16 protein-coding genes are annotated in these 14312 nt (G+C 67.3%); 10 read left to right on the top strand and 6 right to left on the bottom strand.

All coding sequences use genetic code 11. The features are described 5' to 3' along the window. Positions 1-83: 83 nt before the first annotated feature. From Q9235_RS16650 to Q9235_RS16635, 4 genes are all read left to right on the top strand, one after another. The gene (locus Q9235_RS16650; RefSeq protein ID WP_306222921.1) at positions 84-785 is read left to right on the top strand and encodes a GntR family transcriptional regulator; all 702 of its coding nucleotides are present in this window, start codon (positions 84-86) and stop codon (positions 783-785) included. Further along, positions 775-1692, top strand: a complete 918-nt coding sequence (locus Q9235_RS16645; RefSeq protein ID WP_306222919.1) for a dihydrodipicolinate synthase family protein — start codon at positions 775-777, stop codon at positions 1690-1692. The genes Q9235_RS16650 and Q9235_RS16645 overlap by 11 nt, the downstream gene beginning before the upstream one ends. A gap of 168 nt (positions 1693-1860) precedes the next feature. Next, a complete protein-coding gene (gene araD, locus Q9235_RS16640; RefSeq protein WP_306222917.1) occupies positions 1861-3594 on the top strand; it encodes an L-arabinonate dehydratase in 1734 nt (577 codons plus the stop codon). Beyond that, on the top strand, positions 3594-4517 hold the full coding sequence (locus Q9235_RS16635; protein ID WP_306222916.1) for a 3-hydroxyacyl-CoA dehydrogenase NAD-binding domain-containing protein: 924 nt from the start codon (positions 3594-3596) through the stop codon (positions 4515-4517). The genes araD and Q9235_RS16635 overlap by 1 nt, the downstream gene beginning before the upstream one ends. 3 nt (positions 4518-4520) lie before the next feature. On the opposite strand, the gene Q9235_RS16630 is transcribed toward Q9235_RS16635, so the two are convergent. Beyond that, positions 4521-5915: a DUF2793 domain-containing protein gene (locus Q9235_RS16630; RefSeq protein ID WP_306222915.1), complete on the bottom strand. Its 1395-nt coding sequence runs from the start codon at positions 5913-5915 to the stop codon at positions 4521-4523. Positions 5916-6005: 90 nt separating this feature from the next. Then, a complete protein-coding gene (locus Q9235_RS16625) occupies positions 6006-6758 on the bottom strand; it encodes an aspartate/glutamate racemase family protein (protein ID WP_306222914.1) in 753 nt (250 codons plus the stop codon). A gap of 244 nt (positions 6759-7002) precedes the next feature. Between Q9235_RS16625 and Q9235_RS16620 the strand changes: the two genes are divergently transcribed. Together Q9235_RS16620 and Q9235_RS16615 are read left to right on the top strand one after the other, a co-directional pair. After that, positions 7003-7377, top strand: a complete 375-nt coding sequence (locus Q9235_RS16620; RefSeq protein ID WP_306222912.1) for a VanZ family protein — start codon at positions 7003-7005, stop codon at positions 7375-7377. Positions 7378-7568: 191 nt separating this feature from the next. After that, positions 7569-9011 (top strand): undecaprenyl-phosphate glucose phosphotransferase, encoded by a 1443-nt coding sequence (locus Q9235_RS16615; protein WP_306222911.1) that lies wholly within the window; start codon positions 7569-7571, stop codon positions 9009-9011. 11 nt (positions 9012-9022) lie between these two features. Here Q9235_RS16615 and Q9235_RS16610 read toward each other — a convergent pair whose 3' ends face one another. The 3 genes from Q9235_RS16610 to Q9235_RS16600 form a co-directional block, all read right to left on the bottom strand. Next, positions 9023-9583 carry a WecB/TagA/CpsF family glycosyltransferase gene (locus tag Q9235_RS16610; RefSeq protein WP_306222909.1) on the bottom strand — a complete coding sequence of 187 codons (561 nt, stop codon included), beginning with the start codon at positions 9581-9583 and terminating at the stop codon, positions 9023-9025. Positions 9584-9747: 164 nt separating this feature from the next. Next, positions 9748-9969, bottom strand: a complete 222-nt coding sequence (locus tag Q9235_RS16605) for a hypothetical protein (protein WP_306222907.1) — start codon at positions 9967-9969, stop codon at positions 9748-9750. A 124-nt stretch (positions 9970-10093) separates the two neighbouring features. Continuing rightward, positions 10094-10489, bottom strand: coding sequence for a (R)-mandelonitrile lyase (locus Q9235_RS16600; protein ID WP_306222906.1), 396 nt, complete (start codon positions 10487-10489; stop codon positions 10094-10096). A 256-nt stretch (positions 10490-10745) separates the two neighbouring features. On the opposite strand from Q9235_RS16600, the gene Q9235_RS16595 reads away from it, so the two are divergent. Both Q9235_RS16595 and Q9235_RS16590 read left to right on the top strand, forming a co-directional pair. After that, a complete protein-coding gene (locus Q9235_RS16595) occupies positions 10746-11012 on the top strand; it encodes a heavy-metal-associated domain-containing protein (RefSeq protein ID WP_306222905.1) in 267 nt (88 codons plus the stop codon). 22 nt (positions 11013-11034) lie between these two features. Beyond that, positions 11035-11526 carry a DUF411 domain-containing protein gene (locus tag Q9235_RS16590; protein WP_422678204.1) on the top strand — a complete coding sequence of 164 codons (492 nt, stop codon included), beginning with the start codon at positions 11035-11037 and terminating at the stop codon, positions 11524-11526. A gap of 10 nt (positions 11527-11536) precedes the next feature. On the opposite strand, the gene Q9235_RS16585 is transcribed toward Q9235_RS16590, so the two are convergent. Further along, the gene (locus Q9235_RS16585; protein WP_306222903.1) at positions 11537-12469 is read right to left on the bottom strand and encodes a dihydrodipicolinate synthase family protein; all 933 of its coding nucleotides are present in this window, start codon (positions 12467-12469) and stop codon (positions 11537-11539) included. Positions 12470-12574: 105 nt separating this feature from the next. Between Q9235_RS16585 and Q9235_RS16580 the strand changes: the two genes are divergently transcribed. Both Q9235_RS16580 and Q9235_RS16575 read left to right on the top strand, forming a co-directional pair. Beyond that, entirely contained in the window at positions 12575-13318 is a 744-nt protein-coding gene (locus Q9235_RS16580; protein WP_306222902.1) for a FadR/GntR family transcriptional regulator, read from the top strand. After that, positions 13315-14283: a tripartite tricarboxylate transporter substrate binding protein gene (locus tag Q9235_RS16575; protein ID WP_306222901.1), complete on the top strand. Its 969-nt coding sequence runs from the start codon at positions 13315-13317 to the stop codon at positions 14281-14283. Before Q9235_RS16580 ends, Q9235_RS16575 begins: the two co-directional genes overlap by 4 nt. Positions 14284-14312 lie beyond the last annotated feature (29 nt).

Genomic DNA, 14312 nt, shown 5'->3' with positions numbered 1-14312 from the left:
ACGGCTTTGTGCTGTTTGGTGGTCATGGCGCTCGGGTCGGCGGTCGTGGTGAAACGGCCCCGGCAACGCGCCCCGGAAGAACCATGTTGCAGCCTGCCGTCGAACCCGTTGCGCCCGATCTGCTGCGTTCGCTGCGCGAGCATGTCCATGAGCGCCTGCGCCGTGCGATCGTCGCCGGTCGCTTCCGCAATGGCGAGCGCCTGAACGAGCGCCATCTCGCCGAGATGCTCGGCGTCAGCACGACCCCGGTGAAGGACGCGATCCGCAAGCTCGAAAGCGAGGGATTGGTCCGAACGGAAGCGCGCCGTGGCGTCTTCGTCGAATTCTCTCCGCGACAGGCGCTGGAGATGGCCCTCGGCCGCGCGGCGCTCGAAAGCGTCATGGCCCATATCGCCGCCAATCACCTGACCGAGAACGGCTCGGCCGAGCTCGGCAAGCTGATCGCCGAGATGGAACACGCGACCGAGCATGGTGATCTCGAAGACCTCGTCGCGCTGAACGAGGCTTATCACCGGGCGATCCATCGCATCTCCGGCTGCACCTATCTGGAGCGCCGCCTCGATGGCCAGCGCATGTACGACCATGCCCAGCGCATCGCCCTGCATTCCGAACCGGACGAGCGCCGCCGCGGCTTCGAGGAACACCGAGACATCTACGAGGCGCTCCTGGCGCGCGATCCCGCGCGCGCCGAACTCAGGATGCGTCGTCACATCGTCCGCTCGGCGAAGGCCCATGTCAGACTGGTCTTCGGCGCGGATGCGGAGGGACTGGACTATGACGAATGACAAGGTCCGCCGCGCGCTGCGCGGCATTTCCGGCGTCCATGTCACCGCCTGGAAAGCGGATGGCGAGGCCGACTGGGCTCTGACGGGCCGGATCGTCCGGCGCATCGCGGAAGCCGGCATCCACAACATCGTCTCGGCCGGCAATACGGGCGAGTTCTACCCGATGACGACGGCCGAAGTGGAGCGCTCCCATGCCACCGCCGCCGAAGCCGCCGCCGGCAAGGCACTCGTCACGGCCGGCATCGGCCGCTCCCTGCGCGAGGCCGTCGCGACCGGCAGGCTCGCGGCCAAGGCCGGCTGCGATGCCGCAATGGTGCATCACCCGCTCGACCCCTTCGCCGCCCCGCAATCGCAGGCCGACTACATCCTCGCCATCGCCGAGGCGCTGACGATCCCGCTCGTCGCCTATATCCGCTCGGATGCGATCGGCGTGAAGGACCTGATCCGCGTCGCGACCCACCCGAACGTCGCCGGCGTGAAATTCGCCTCCAACAACATGATGCTGCTCGCCGATTGCGTGCGCGAGACGGAAGGCTCTTCGGCCAACTGGATCTGCGGCCTCGCCGAGGGCTGGGCCGCGCCCTTCTATGCGCTCGGCGCCCGCGGCTTCACGTCCGGCCTGATCAACGTCGCGCCGGAACGTTCGCTCGCAGTCTGGCGGGCCCTGGAGGCCGGCGATTACAATACCGCCCGCCGCGAGGTCGACGCCATCGCCGGCTTCGAGAAGCTGCGCACCAAATACGGCAACGGCGCCAATGTCACGGTGGTGAAGGAGGCTTTGGGCCTGCTCGGCACCGATGTCGGCCCGGTCCGCCTCCCCGGCCTGCCCGAGCTGAACGAAGCCGAGCGCACGGAATTACGCGGCATCGTGTCGAGTTGGGGTGGCCAGCGCGCCGCGGCGGAGTAACTTTGTCATTCCGGGGCATCGCGAAGCGATGAACCCGGAACCCACGACTGGGCGAGCCCTTCATCAAGCGGAAGTCGTTTCACCCAGTCGTAGGTTCCGGGTTCGACCCTGCGGGCCGCCCCGGAATGACAAACCGTTGAATCAATAAAGAACACCGAGGGAACGCCCATGTCCGCCCGCCCCCGCAAGACGCCCGAGACCCTGCGTAGCTGGCGCTGGTTCGGGGCGAGCGACCTGCGCTCCTTCGGGCATCGCTCGCGGGCGCTGCAGATGGGCTTCGGCCATCAGGAGTTCATGGGCAAGCCGGTCATCGGCATCATCAACACCTGGTCCGAGATCAATCCCTGCCACACCCATCTGCGCGATCGCGCGGAAGCGGTGAAGCGCGCTGTCTGGGCTGCCGGCGGCTTCCCGATCGAAATCCCCGTCATGTCGGTTTCCGAGCAATATCAGAAGCCTACGACTATGCTCTATCGCAACTTCCTGGCGATGGAGACCGAGGAATCGATCCGCTCCCACCCGCTCGACGGCGCCGTCCTGCTCGGCGGCTGCGACAAGTCCACGCCGGCCCTGATCATGGGCGCCTGCAGCGCCGGCCTGCCCTTCATTTTCGTGCCGGCCGGGCCGATGCTGCGCGGCAACTGGGCCGGCAAGGTGCTGGGTTCGGGCGCCGATGTCTGGAAATACTGGGCCGAGAAGGAAGCCGGCAACATCACCGATAGTGAATGGAAGGACATGGAGAGCGGCATCGCCCGCTCCTATGGCACCTGCATGGTGATGGGCACGGCCGCAACGATGATGAGCCATGCCGAGGTGCTGGGCCTCACTTTGCCCGGCGCCTCCGCCATCCCCGCTGCCGACGCCGCTCATCCGCGCATGGCCGCCGCCGCAGGCAAGCGGATCGTCGAGATGGTCTGGGAAGACCTGACGCCCGACCAGATCCTGACCCGCAAGAGCTTCGAGAACGCGCTGACGGTGCATATGGCCGTCGCCGGCTCGACCAACGCGATCATACATCTCGTCGCCATGGCCGGCCGTGCCGGCGTGCCGCTGACGCCGGATGATTTCGATGCCTTCTCGCGCAACGTGCCCGTCGTTGCGAACCTGCGCCCCTCCGGCGATTTCCTGATGGAGGATTTCTTCTATGCCGGTGGGCTGCCTGCCCTGCTGAAGCAGCTCGAAAGCAAGCTCCACACCGATGCGATGACCGTAACCGGCAAGCCGATCGCCGAGACCATCGCGCTCGCCCAGGTCTATGACGACAACGTCATCCGCCCGCTCGACAAGCCCGTATCGACCGCGAACGGGCTCGCCGTGCTCAAGGGCAATCTCGCGCCCGACGGCTGCGTCATCAAGCCTTCGGCCGCCGAGCCGCGCCTGCTCAGGCATTCCGGGCCGGCGCTCGTCTTCGAGCACTACGATGCGATGATGCAGGCCGTGAACGACGAGAATCTCGACGTCACCGCCGATCACATCATGGTCCTGAAGAATTGCGGCCCGGTCGGCGGTCCCGGCATGCCGGAATGGGGCATGCTGCCGATCCCGAAGAAACTCCTGAAGCAGGGCGTGCGCGACATGCTGCGCATCTCGGACGCCCGCATGTCCGGCACGAGCTACGGTGCCTGCATCCTGCATGTCGCACCGGAGGCCTATATCAAGGGCCCGCTCGCGGCGGTGCAGACCGGCGACATCATCAGCGTCGATGTCGAGGCCCGCAGCATCTCGGTCGATCTCACCGAGGCCGAGATCGCCGCCCGCCTCGCCGTCTGGACGCCGCCGGATCGCGACTATCCCCGCGGCTGGGGCAAGATGTCGGCAGCCCATATCCGCCAGGCCGACAAGGGCTGCGATTTCGATTATCTGGAAGGGACGGCGAAGGTGCCCGAACCCGAGATCCACTGATGCAGGACATCCGCGACATCGAGCGCATCGCCGTCATCGGCGCCGGGCTCATCGGCAGCTCATGGGCAGCGCTTGCCATGGGCCATGGCCTGAACGTCTCGGCCTATGATCCAGCGCCCGGCGCGGAGGAGAAGTTCCGCCACGCCGTCGAGCGGGCGCGGAACCAGCTCGCCGAGCTCGGCTTGGCCAATACCGGTCAGTACCAATTCACGAGCAATCTCGACGAGGCCTTGCAAGAGGTTGATTTCGTTCAGGAGAACGGCCCGGAAAACGAAAACGCCAAGCGCGCGCTCCTCGCCCGGCTCGATGCTGCACTGCCACCCGAAGTGATCATCGCAAGCAGCACCTCGGCTCTCTTGCGCAGCGCGATCGTCGCCGATTGCAGCGACAAGCGCCGGGTGATAGTCGCTCATCCCTTCAACCCGCCGCATCTCGTGCCGCTGGTCGAGATTGTCGGCGAAGACGAAACGATCGTCGCGCGCGCCGCCGCCTTCTATCGCAGCCTCGACCGGCGCCCGGTCATCCTCCAGCGCGAGATGCCCGGCCATGTCGCCAACCGGCTGGCCTCGGCGCTCTATCGCGAGGCCGTCCATCTGGTCGAGCAGGGCGTCGCCAGCGTCGCCGAGATCGATGCCGCGCTCTGCAACGGCCCCGGCCTGCGCTGGGCCCTGATGGGTCCGCACATGACCTATCATCTCGGCGGCGGCGAAGGCGGCATCGCCGGCTACCTCGCCCATCTCGGGCCGAGCCAGGTGCGGCGCTGGCAATCGCTCGGCACGCCCTCGCTCGATGCGGACGTCCAGCACAAGATCATCGAGGGCATCGCCGAGGAAGCCGCGGGGCGCACGATCGCGCAGCTCGAGGAGCGCCGCGACGAAGGGCTGCTGGCCCTGCTGCGCGCCCGCAAGCTCGTCAGCGAGTGAACCTCACAGCTCCGCGTCGAAGGCGATCGCGTCGAAAGCCGCCCTCACCCGGCCGAGCGCCAGCGCGGTGACATAGGCGTAGGCCCGCTCGGGCGATTGCGCGACCACGCCCCTGTCGGTACCCTGCACGTTGATCTCCAGCGAGACGGAAAAGCTCGCGCTTGGGGTCGTACGCATCGGCACTGGCAGGGTGAGGCTCTGCCGGCTCGCCGTCGCCAACGCCTGATAGGCATCGATCAGCACCTGCCCGTCCTGTTTCAGATAGTAGCGCCGGCACAGAATCTGCTCGACGGAAAGCGGACGCGCCGTCCAGATCGTGGCAAGCGCCCCGCGCTCCAGCTTGATCCGCGCGAAGCTGACCGCCCCCGCGCTCGGCGACAATCGGACCTGCAGCACGCCGGTATCGCCGACAGCAGGCGTCAGCGTCAGCGAGCGACGCCCCGTCCCCGCCGTGACCGTGCCGGACTGGCTGCCGATCGTCACGGCGAGGCTGCCGCCAGCGAGATCCTCGACTGAAAGCGTCAACGGCAGCCCGGCGAAGGAAGCGAGCCCCCAAAGCGCCGGCTCGACCGGCTGAATGATGGCCCCGGAGGTCAAGGTGATGGTGAATCCGCTGAGCGAGAGATTCGCACCGCCTGTCTCCGCCTTCCAGCGATCGAAGCCATAGGCACCGGCAGCGAGCGCGCCACCGGCAAAGCCGCGTTGATTGATCGCCATATCGCCATTGACCAGCAGATTGGCTCCCGTGGCCCAGGGCGAAGCCGGCAAGGCGATGCTGCCAGATGCCCGGTCGATCGCCAGTGCATCATGCCACGTCGAGCCGTCGGCGCTGACCTTGACCCGGAAGTCGTCGTCGCCGGCGAGGCCGAACTCGGCCCGGCCCGACCAGTTGCTTTGGAACAGCAAGCTCGCGGTACTGCCGGCGGCGTTCTTGTTGATCTTCAATCGGTGGTCGCTGCCGGCATGATTGAACAAGCTGGCATCCGAGGACACCGCGAGACGGTTGGTCGTGTCCGCCGTCGCATTCACGCCCCAGCGCTCGGCGCCGAGGCTGCTGAGCGGGCTGCCGCGGCGCCATTCCGTCCCGGTCCAGAGATTGTGCTCCTCCTCGTCGATCACCCAGGCCTGCCAGCCGGCGCGCGGCACGAGGAAGATCCAGCCGCCATCCTCGAACAGCGCGACCTGATCGGTGCGGCCCGTGAAGGCGCCGCTGCCGCCGGCCGGCACGATATAAGCGGAGAGCTCGGTCGGCGAAGCCGGCGGCGCTGTCTGCGTTCGGCTGTCGACCGTGAGATGGATCAGCCCGTCGAGACGGACCAGGGCGTCGTTATGGGTGACGTGCTTCTGCGCCTGCCCGGCGGCGAGCAGCGGCAGCGAAAGACGGGGCGTGTCGGTCATGGGGCCTCGCGGAAGGAAACGCAGCGCTTGGCTGCCGCGAGGCGATGATGCAGCCGGTCCAGCCCACCGGGGATAACTCAGCCTTTCGGGTCAGCCGAAGTGGCGCGGCCTCAGGCCGGCGTGGAACCAGTTGATCAGCGAATAGATATCGTGAACCGGCAGCCCGGTCGCCGCCTGCACATCCGCCGCATAGGGCGGCATGTTCGTGCATTCGAGCACGATCGCGCCGACCTCCGGATGGCGGGCGACGAGATCGAGCGCCGCCTGCACCACATCCTGCCGAGCGAGATCGACATCCATGTCGTCCTTCTCGGCCTTGATCAGCACGCGGAAGAACTCGCGGCCGTTCTCGGTACCAGTGACGGGCGTGTCGAGCGGCACCCCGGCTGCCTCCAGATGCTTCGGCGTCAGCGACCCCGCCGAGACCGTGACCACGCCGACCCTTTTGCCGGGCGGCAGCGTCGCCTGCACCCAGGGCACCTGCATCAGCGAGGAGGTCGCGACCGGCACGCCGACGGCAGCCGCAAGCTCGCGCTGGAACAGCGAGAGGAAGCCGCAATTGGTGGTGATCGCCTCGGCGCCGAGCCGGACGAGATCGCGCGCCGCCTCGATGAAATCCGGCAGCAGGCCGGCAGCTCCCTTGAGCACGACCTTCTCGGGGCTGGCGCCGCCGACCACGCGATACAGCACCGGGAACGGCCAGGTCGCGCCATTGCCCATGTCGCCGGGGATCCGCGGGAAACGGGCTTCCAGCATCAGGATGCCCAGGGGAACGCCGTAGATCGCCTTCCCGCCGCGTGCGATCCGCGCCGCCGGAGGCGCTGCAAGGACATCGGTCATCATCTCTCCCATCGGCCGGTATGCCGGCACGCCAGTCTTGGAACGAACGCTCCGTCACCCGGCAGGATGACTGGGCCGCCGACGATGACAAGAAACTTCGTCGGTTGCAGCGAAAACTCTCGTTACCGCCATTGCTTCGTCGTTTTTGCATCGTCATAAGGGCGGCTTCCGTCCCGCTCTCGTGCGATTTCGCCGGCGCTGGTCCGTATCTTGCCTGCACGCCTCGCCGATTGCTCGGAGTCCGGTCTTGAATCTGTCGCTTGAAAAGCTGCGCCGCCTCGCCGTGCTCCTCGGCTGGGCCGTCGTGCTGGTGATCGTCGCTGCCACGCTCTCGCCGATCGAGGCACGGCCCCATGTGCCGATGCTGAGCGCCAATGCCGAGCGATTCCTGTCCTATTTCGCTGCGGGCGCGGCGCTGGCCTTCGCCTATCCGCGCGGGCGCTGGCTGGTCCTGGCCGGCATCGTCGTCGTCGCGATCGGGCTGGAATGGCTGCAGACCTGGGAGGCCACGCGCCACGGCATGCCCCGCGACGCCATGGTGAAGATCGCCGGCGCCGTGCTGGGAAGCGGCTTCGCCGTCTGGTTCGAGCTGATGATCCAGCGCTTCCGCAAGCCTGCCTGACTCATCCCGGCACAACACCGGTTCACGCCTGCCCCCGAAAGCGTCCCTTTTCTCAGCCCCGAAGGCCCTCCGCCGCGCCGAATTGACCCAGACGGTGCCGGCACGCGGCTTGCCACTCTGCTCCCCAGGATGATCCGGCGCCGGCGCGATGTGCCGCAACGGAACATGCGCCAGCCGCCTTGGGGGAAGAGATGAGCGTCAACGATCTGAGCGGCATGCCGCAGGCCCTGCCCGAGAATCGATCGGGACTCTGGCGCCTCTGGCTCGGCCCTCTCACGGCGGCGAGCGACGCTGCCATGATCGCTGCGCTCGTCTACACGGTCTCGCTCGCGTATTACCTCGGCGCGAACGGCCGGCTCGGCGTCGATCGCTCCACGCCGGAGCTGGCGGCGATGCTCGCGACGCTGTTCGTCTTCGTCAACTTGATGCGCGGCCGCTATCAGATCGGGAACTATCTCTCGACGCGGGGGCAGATGGGCTCCGCCTTCGCCGTGTGGAACATCACCATGGTCGCCTTCCTGGCCCTGCTGTTCCTCGCCAAGGTCGCCGACAATTATTCGCGGGCGGTCATCGTCGCGACCTATCTGTCCGGCATCCCGGTCATCGCCCTCTCCCGCTCGGTGGTCGTCAGGCTGGTCGCGGCCGGCAGCCGCGCCGGCCGCATCACCGCCGAGCGCGCCTTCCTGATCGGGCGCGAAGCGAACATCATGTCCTTCGTGTCGCGGCACAAGCCCTGGCACATGGGCTTCGCGGTCACCGACGTCGCCTTCCTGAAAGCGTCGGGCAAAGCCGACCCGGCTGCCCTGGCTGCCGATCTGGCCGCCGCCGTGGCGAATTGCCGGGCGAAGCGGCCGGATGCCGTCTTCATCGCTCTTCCCTGGGCCGAGCAGGACACCATCTCCGCTTGCGTCGATGCCTTCATGAACCTGCCGGTCGCGATCCATCTCGCGCCCGAACCGATCATGGAGCGCTTCAGCGGGACGCATGTCGTCCATACCGGAACCCTGTCGAGCCTGCGCCTGACGCGCCAGCCGTTATCGGCGGCCGAGATCGCTCTCAAGCGGGCCTTCGACATCGTGGCCGCCTCCTGCGGCATCGTCCTGACCCTGCCGCTCCTTCTGCTGATCGCGGCGTTGATCCGGCTCGATTCGCCCGGCCCGGTGCTCTTCCGCCAGCGGCGCTATGGTTTCAACCAGCAGGCTTTCCGGATCTTCAAGTTCCGCACGATGACCACGACCGATGACGGCCAGGTCGTCGTCCAGGCCAAGCGCAACGATCCCCGGATCACGCGCCTCGGCCATCTGCTGCGGCGCTACAATCTCGATGAACTGCCGCAATTCCTCAACGTTCTCGCCGGCCATATGTCGCTCGTCGGCCCGCGCCCTCACGCGCTGGCGCATGATGTCGAGTTCGAGCGCAAGATCGCCAACTATGCCCGCCGCCATAACGTGAAGCCCGGCATCACCGGCTGGGCGCAGGTCAACGGCCTGCGCGGCGAGACCGATACCGACGACAAGATGGCCAGGCGCGTCGCCTATGACCATTGGTATATCGACAACTGGTCATTCTGGCTGGACATTACGATCCTGTTCCGGACCGTTCTGAGCCGGAAGGCTTTTTCCAACGCGCGCTGAGCTCTGCATGATCAGCCCCGGCCGCCGCGCCGGGGCGGACCCGGGAGCGCATGCCCGGCCCCGGACCGGCTCAGGCCCTGCCTGAGAACAAGACGGGTGAAGCGCAGGCCGGCCCTCGCCGCGGCGCCGATCCGGCGCAGCCGAGCCGGAACGGAGAGGCCGAGGAAGCCCTTCGCCGGGCCGAAGGCGAAATCGGCGAAGCTTCCCGGCAGGTTGATCCGCTTTCCGTAGATTCCCATCGCGGCGCATTGCGCGCAGAACAGCCGGAAGCGCGTCTCCGGGAGATCGGTCACGATCACATCGGCCTTCGCTGCAGCGATATGGTCGAGAACCGCGCGATCGATCGGCCCGGCAAAATCGGCATCGCAGATGCCGGCGATCCGAACCGTCGGGAAAACCGCCGCGACCTGTTCCCGCAGCGTGTAGATCGCCCGGCTGTCCCCGCCGAACAGGAAGACCCTGCGCTCCCCTTCGGCGCAGTCGCGCAGGAGGCCGGCGATTCCGGCGATCTCGCCCACCCGCTCGGGAGCGGCGCGGCTGCCGATCTGGCGGTGGATGATGCTCGACTGCACGATCGCCCCAGCATGGACACGGGTTGGCGTCCCGATGCGACCGGGGCGCAGCGCATTCGACGGCCAGCGGTCCTCTGCTGGCCGTCGAATGCGATACGATAAATTTTAACGATCCTTGCCGCAGCGTCAACGCTTCACGGAGGTGCCGGACCGCCCGCTCCGGATCAGACGAAGTGACGCCAGAGCGTGCGGCCGAGCCAGAGGCTCCACCCGGCAACGATGGCCACGGCCAGCAGCGCCGCGCCGACGATCAGGGAACGCCCGATCAGGATGCTGGCGACGCTATCCCTGATCTCGGGCTCGTTGTCGTTCGCCGCCTGCAGCCGGCGGCCGAGGCTGGGAGCCTGAACAGGCGCTGGGAACCGTCGCACGCGCTCGGGCCGCATGAACTCTCTCGTAAGGTTACGCAGGCATTAAACTCACAGCGCTATCAATGATCCAATTCGCGACAAAATAAAAGCGTCAGATGCACGCCTTCCCCAGCGGGCCGGCAAGCACCGGCTCACATCGTTAACCGCCGTACTGGGTGTCGGAGACCTGCTCCATCCAGTCGACGACCTTGCCGTCCTGAACCTCCTGGATCGCGATATGCGTCATCGCGGTGGCCGGAGAGGCTCCGTGCCAGTGCTTCTCGCCGGGTGGAAACCAGACGACGTCGCCGGGCCGGATTTCCATGATCGGTCCACCCCAGCATTGCGCACGGCCGAGCCCCGCCGTCACGATCACCGTCTGCCCGAGCGGATGCGTATGCCATGCCGTGCGGGCGCCGGGCTCGAAGGTGACGCTCGCGCCCTGGACGCGCTCGGCCGCATGGGAATTGCAGAGCGGGTCGATGCGAACCGCTCCGGTGAACCAGTCCGAGGGGCCCTTGCCGGAGGGCCGCGATCCGGCGCGTGTGATGTCCAAGGGAGCCTCTCCTCGCTGCTGTTCGAGCTTCCGGGAAGCATGCCGCCCCCGGAGCCGGGAATCCAGTGCGATGCGCTCTGCCTGCCGCGACCGCAGGCAGCCGAGCGCCTCCCGCACCCTTCGTGCCTTATCGGCGGGCGACGCAAAGCCGCAGATGCAAATCCGGAGGCAAGAGCGAGAATAGCCGCAACGGGCTTGACCTTACCATTATGGGAAGGCGCAGGATGCATTCATCGACAGTCAGGAACGACACGCCATGTGCTCTTGCCACCCGCATTCGACCGCCGCCTCGGCGGCAACGCAAGCTTCCTCCGACGCCGTCAGCCTCCGGGTCGACGACATGACCTGCGGCCACTGCGCCGGCAGGATCGAACAGGCCATCAAGGGCGCCTTTCCGGGCGCCACCGTCACCGCGGACCCTGCTTCCAAGCTGGTCACGGTGCAGGGCGGCGGCGATTTCGCCAGCATCGGCGCGCTCGTCAGCGCGGCGGGCTACACGCCCAGCTCGGTCCCCACCCGCTGACATCACGGCCAAGGAGGCCCTCTTGACGATCCAACGACTCCCGTCCCGCCGCATGCTCCTCACGGGCGCGACGCAAGCCGCGGCGGCCCTAGCCTTGTCGCAATCGGCGCTGGCCGCCGAGACGCTCCCGAAGATGATCGTCACGCGCGATCCCAACTGCGGCTGTTGCGGCAACTGGGTGGCGCATGTGAAGGCAGCGGGCTTCCCGGTCGAGGTCGTCGAGGTGCCCGATGTCGCACCGCTGAAGGCGCGGCTCGGCGTGCCCGATCCCCTGGCCTCCTGCCACACCGCCGAGATCGGCGGCTATGTCGTGGAGGGCCATGTCCCGGCCGAGGCGATCAAGCGCCTGCTCGCCGAGCGCCCCAAGGCGACGGGCCTCGCGGTCTCAGGCATGCCTGTCGGCTCACCCGGCATGGAAGTCGCCGGGCAGCAACCGGATACCTACGAGGTCATGATCTTTTCGGCTGGCCGCCAGAACGTCTTCGCGCGCTATCGCGGGCTGCGGCAGGTCTGACGCCGTCCGCTCAAACCGGGCGCAGGTGGCCGCCGCGCCCATCAGGCGCGCGCCCTGAAAAGCGCCCAAGCTTCGCGACGTGCTGCTGCACGAGCGCTTCGCCAAAGGCCGTCGGCCGCATGGCCGGCGCGCGATCGTGGATCGCGATGCCCGCCCGCGCGCCGAAGACGCGCTTGCCGTAGCAGATCAGGCTCTCCAGCGACTGCATGATGAAGACGATAGCCGGCAGAGCGTCGCGATAGGCGAGTTCGGCCGCCGCCTCATCCCCGGCCTTGAAGCTCTCATAGGCGTGGACCATGAAGTCGATCACGTCGGGCGCCAGGACCATGCCGACGCAGCCGGCGCGCAGGTTCTCGATCAGCTCGATCCCGCCGCGCCCGTTCATGATCGGCAAGCGGTTCTCGGTGGTTTCGATCAGTTGTGCGATATCCGTTGCCGGTGCCTCGCCCTTCACCAGCGCGATGTTCGGATGCTGCGCGACGAGATCGCGGATATCGCCGGCCGACAGGCCCCGCCCCATATAGGCCGGCGCGTTCTGGATCGCGACGGGCAGGCTCGTCGCCTCCGCGACCCGCCCGAAGAAGCGGATATACTCGGCGGCGCCGAAGCTTCCGACCATCGGCGGCTGAAGGATGACCCAATCGGCCTTCACCGCTTCGGCCGCCCTCACCTGTTCGATCTGCTCGCCGACCGAGGAGCCGTAGATCGTGAAGGCCAGCGGCTTGCGCCCGGCGAGATCCTCCGACGCCCATTCCATCACGGTCCGCCGCTCGGCGACGGTGAGCTTCGAGACCTCGGTCGCGAGCCCGAGCGCGGCGATACCGTGGACGCCGAGGCCCAGGCAAATCTCCACCTGTCGCCGCATCGCCTGCCGGTCGAGACGCTCCCCGGCATCGAACAGCGCATAGAGGATCGCGTGGATCCCGGTGAAGCCTGTCGTCATGGTCGCTTTCCCCAGCTTCTCAATGATCTGATGTTAAACATCAGATGAATGGTTGCGCGCAAGCGCCGACCATGACAATCTCGCTGTCGCGGAAGGGCGCGGGACATGCAGAAGCGCAGCAAGCCAGGCAAGATCGGGGCGATGGTCCAAGCTCTCGGAGCCGCGATCGTGCGGGGCGAAATCGTCTCCGGAACGGTGCTGCCGCCGGAATTCGAGCTGGCGGAGCGCTATGGCGCCGGCCGCAGCGTCGTCCGCGAAGCCGTCAAGATCCTGACCGCCAAGGGCCTCCTCAGCGTGCGGCCACGCCATGGCACGCAGGTGCGCCCACTCCACGAATGGACCTTGCTCGACCCCGACGTGCTCGGCTGGATGCGCAGCGAGGATGGCCTCGACCGCAATTTGCTGCTCGCGCTGGAAGAGACCCGCGCGATCATCGAGCCGGAAGCGGCGGCGCTCGCAGCCGTGCGCGCCACATCCGAAGACCTCGCCCGCATCCGCGCCGCTTTCGTCGCGATGGAGGCCGATCAGAACAGCCCGCAGGCGGCGATCGCCGCCGACAAGCGCTTCCATCTCGCGATCCTCGACGCGACCAACAACCCGATCCTGCGCAGCTTCCGTGGCGCGATCGAAGCGATCCTCAGCGCCATGTTCGACTTCACCGTCGATGTCTTCGCCGGAAACCTGGCGAACCACGCGGCCGTGCTCGATGCGATCGCGGCCGGCGATGCCGACCGGGCGCGCGAGGCGATGCGACAGGTGCTCGGCTACACGCGCGGCCACATGCTTTCCAGCCCGATGCTCGCGGGTGGAGAAAAACCAAGAAAATCAGAACCGGGAGAAACGTCATGAAGATCAGAACGATGCTGCTGGCCGCCACGGTCGCGGCGCTCGCCTTCCCCGCCTTCGCCGCCTGGCCCGAACGGCCAATCACCCTGGTCGTGCCCTGGGCCGCCGGTGGTGGCACGGACGCGGTCGCGCGCATCCTGGCGGCAGGTCTCGAGAAGGAACTCGGCAAGCCGGTAAACGTCGTCAACCGCACGGGCGGCGGCGGCGTGGTCGGCCATACCGAGATCGTCAACGCCAAGCCGGACGGCTACACGATCGGCCTCGCGACGGCCGAGGTCACGACCTATTACTGGTCGAACACGGCGCCCTTCACCTATGAGAAGCTGACGCCGCTGGCGCTGGTGAATTTCGACTCGGCCGCCTTCAATGTCGCCGCGAACTCGCCCTGGGGCGACCTGCGCGCCGCGCTCGACGACATCAGGAAGCAGCCCGTCGGCCATTACAAGCTCTCCGGTATGGCTGCCGGCGCGGCCTATCACCTCGCCTTCGCCGGCCTGCTCCAGCTCGAGGGCATCAACCCGAAGAGCGTCACGGTGGTGCCGAGCCAGGGCGCCGCGCCCGGTTTCCAAGAATTGGCCTCGGGCGGCGTCCAGATCGTCCCGTCCTCGCTGCCGGAAGGCAAGGCGATGTTCGACGCCGGCCGCGTCAAGGCGCTCGCCGTGATGTCGAAGGACGTGATCTCGGCCTTCCCGAAGGTGCCCACCGTCAAGCAGGCGATCGGCAAGGAGTATGAGGGCGGCACCTGGCGCGGCCTCGCCGCTCCCGCCGGCCTGCCCGCGGACGTGACCGCGCGCCTCGTCGAAGCCACGGACAAGGTCGCGAATTCCGACGCTTACAAGAACTTCCTCGCGGAGCGCGGCTTCGGTTACGCCTTCGCCAAGGGTCCGGCCTTCGGCACCTTCCTCGCGACCCAGCACAAGAACAACGGCGAGATCATGGGCGCGCTCGGCCTGCGTCTGCGCCAGTAGACGGAAGGCCGATCGCCACCTGATCGGAG

It is taken from the genome of Bosea beijingensis (assembly GCF_030758975.1).
Classification (GTDB): Bacteria; Pseudomonadota; Alphaproteobacteria; order Rhizobiales; family Beijerinckiaceae; genus Allobosea; species Allobosea beijingensis.
This window is presented reverse-complemented; position numbering and strand designations above follow the sequence as displayed.

Bases quoted from the DNA above. Each gene is read 5' to 3' on its own strand.
- Q9235_RS16650 (WP_306222921.1), top strand. From the start codon at position 84: ATGTTGCAGCCTGCCGTCGAACCCGTTGCGCCCGATCTGCTGCGTTCG.
- Q9235_RS16645 (WP_306222919.1), top strand. From the start codon at position 775: ATGACGAATGACAAGGTCCGCCGCGCGCTGCGCGGCATTTCCGGCGTC.
- araD (WP_306222917.1), top strand. From the start codon at position 1,861: ATGTCCGCCCGCCCCCGCAAGACGCCCGAGACCCTGCGTAGCTGGCGC.
- Q9235_RS16635 (WP_306222916.1), top strand. From the start codon at position 3,594: ATGCAGGACATCCGCGACATCGAGCGCATCGCCGTCATCGGCGCCGGG.
- Q9235_RS16630 (WP_306222915.1), bottom strand. From the start codon at position 5,915: ATGACCGACACGCCCCGTCTTTCGCTGCCGCTGCTCGCCGCCGGGCAG.
- Q9235_RS16625 (WP_306222914.1), bottom strand. From the start codon at position 6,758: ATGATGACCGATGTCCTTGCAGCGCCTCCGGCGGCGCGGATCGCACGC.
- Q9235_RS16615 (WP_306222911.1), top strand. From the start codon at position 7,569: ATGAGCGTCAACGATCTGAGCGGCATGCCGCAGGCCCTGCCCGAGAAT.
- Q9235_RS16605 (WP_306222907.1), bottom strand. From the start codon at position 9,969: ATGCGGCCCGAGCGCGTGCGACGGTTCCCAGCGCCTGTTCAGGCTCCC.
- Q9235_RS16595 (WP_306222905.1), top strand. From the start codon at position 10,746: ATGTGCTCTTGCCACCCGCATTCGACCGCCGCCTCGGCGGCAACGCAA.
- Q9235_RS16585 (WP_306222903.1), bottom strand. From the start codon at position 12,469: ATGACGACAGGCTTCACCGGGATCCACGCGATCCTCTATGCGCTGTTC.
- Q9235_RS16580 (WP_306222902.1), top strand. From the start codon at position 12,575: ATGCAGAAGCGCAGCAAGCCAGGCAAGATCGGGGCGATGGTCCAAGCT.
- Q9235_RS16575 (WP_306222901.1), top strand. From the start codon at position 13,315: ATGAAGATCAGAACGATGCTGCTGGCCGCCACGGTCGCGGCGCTCGCC.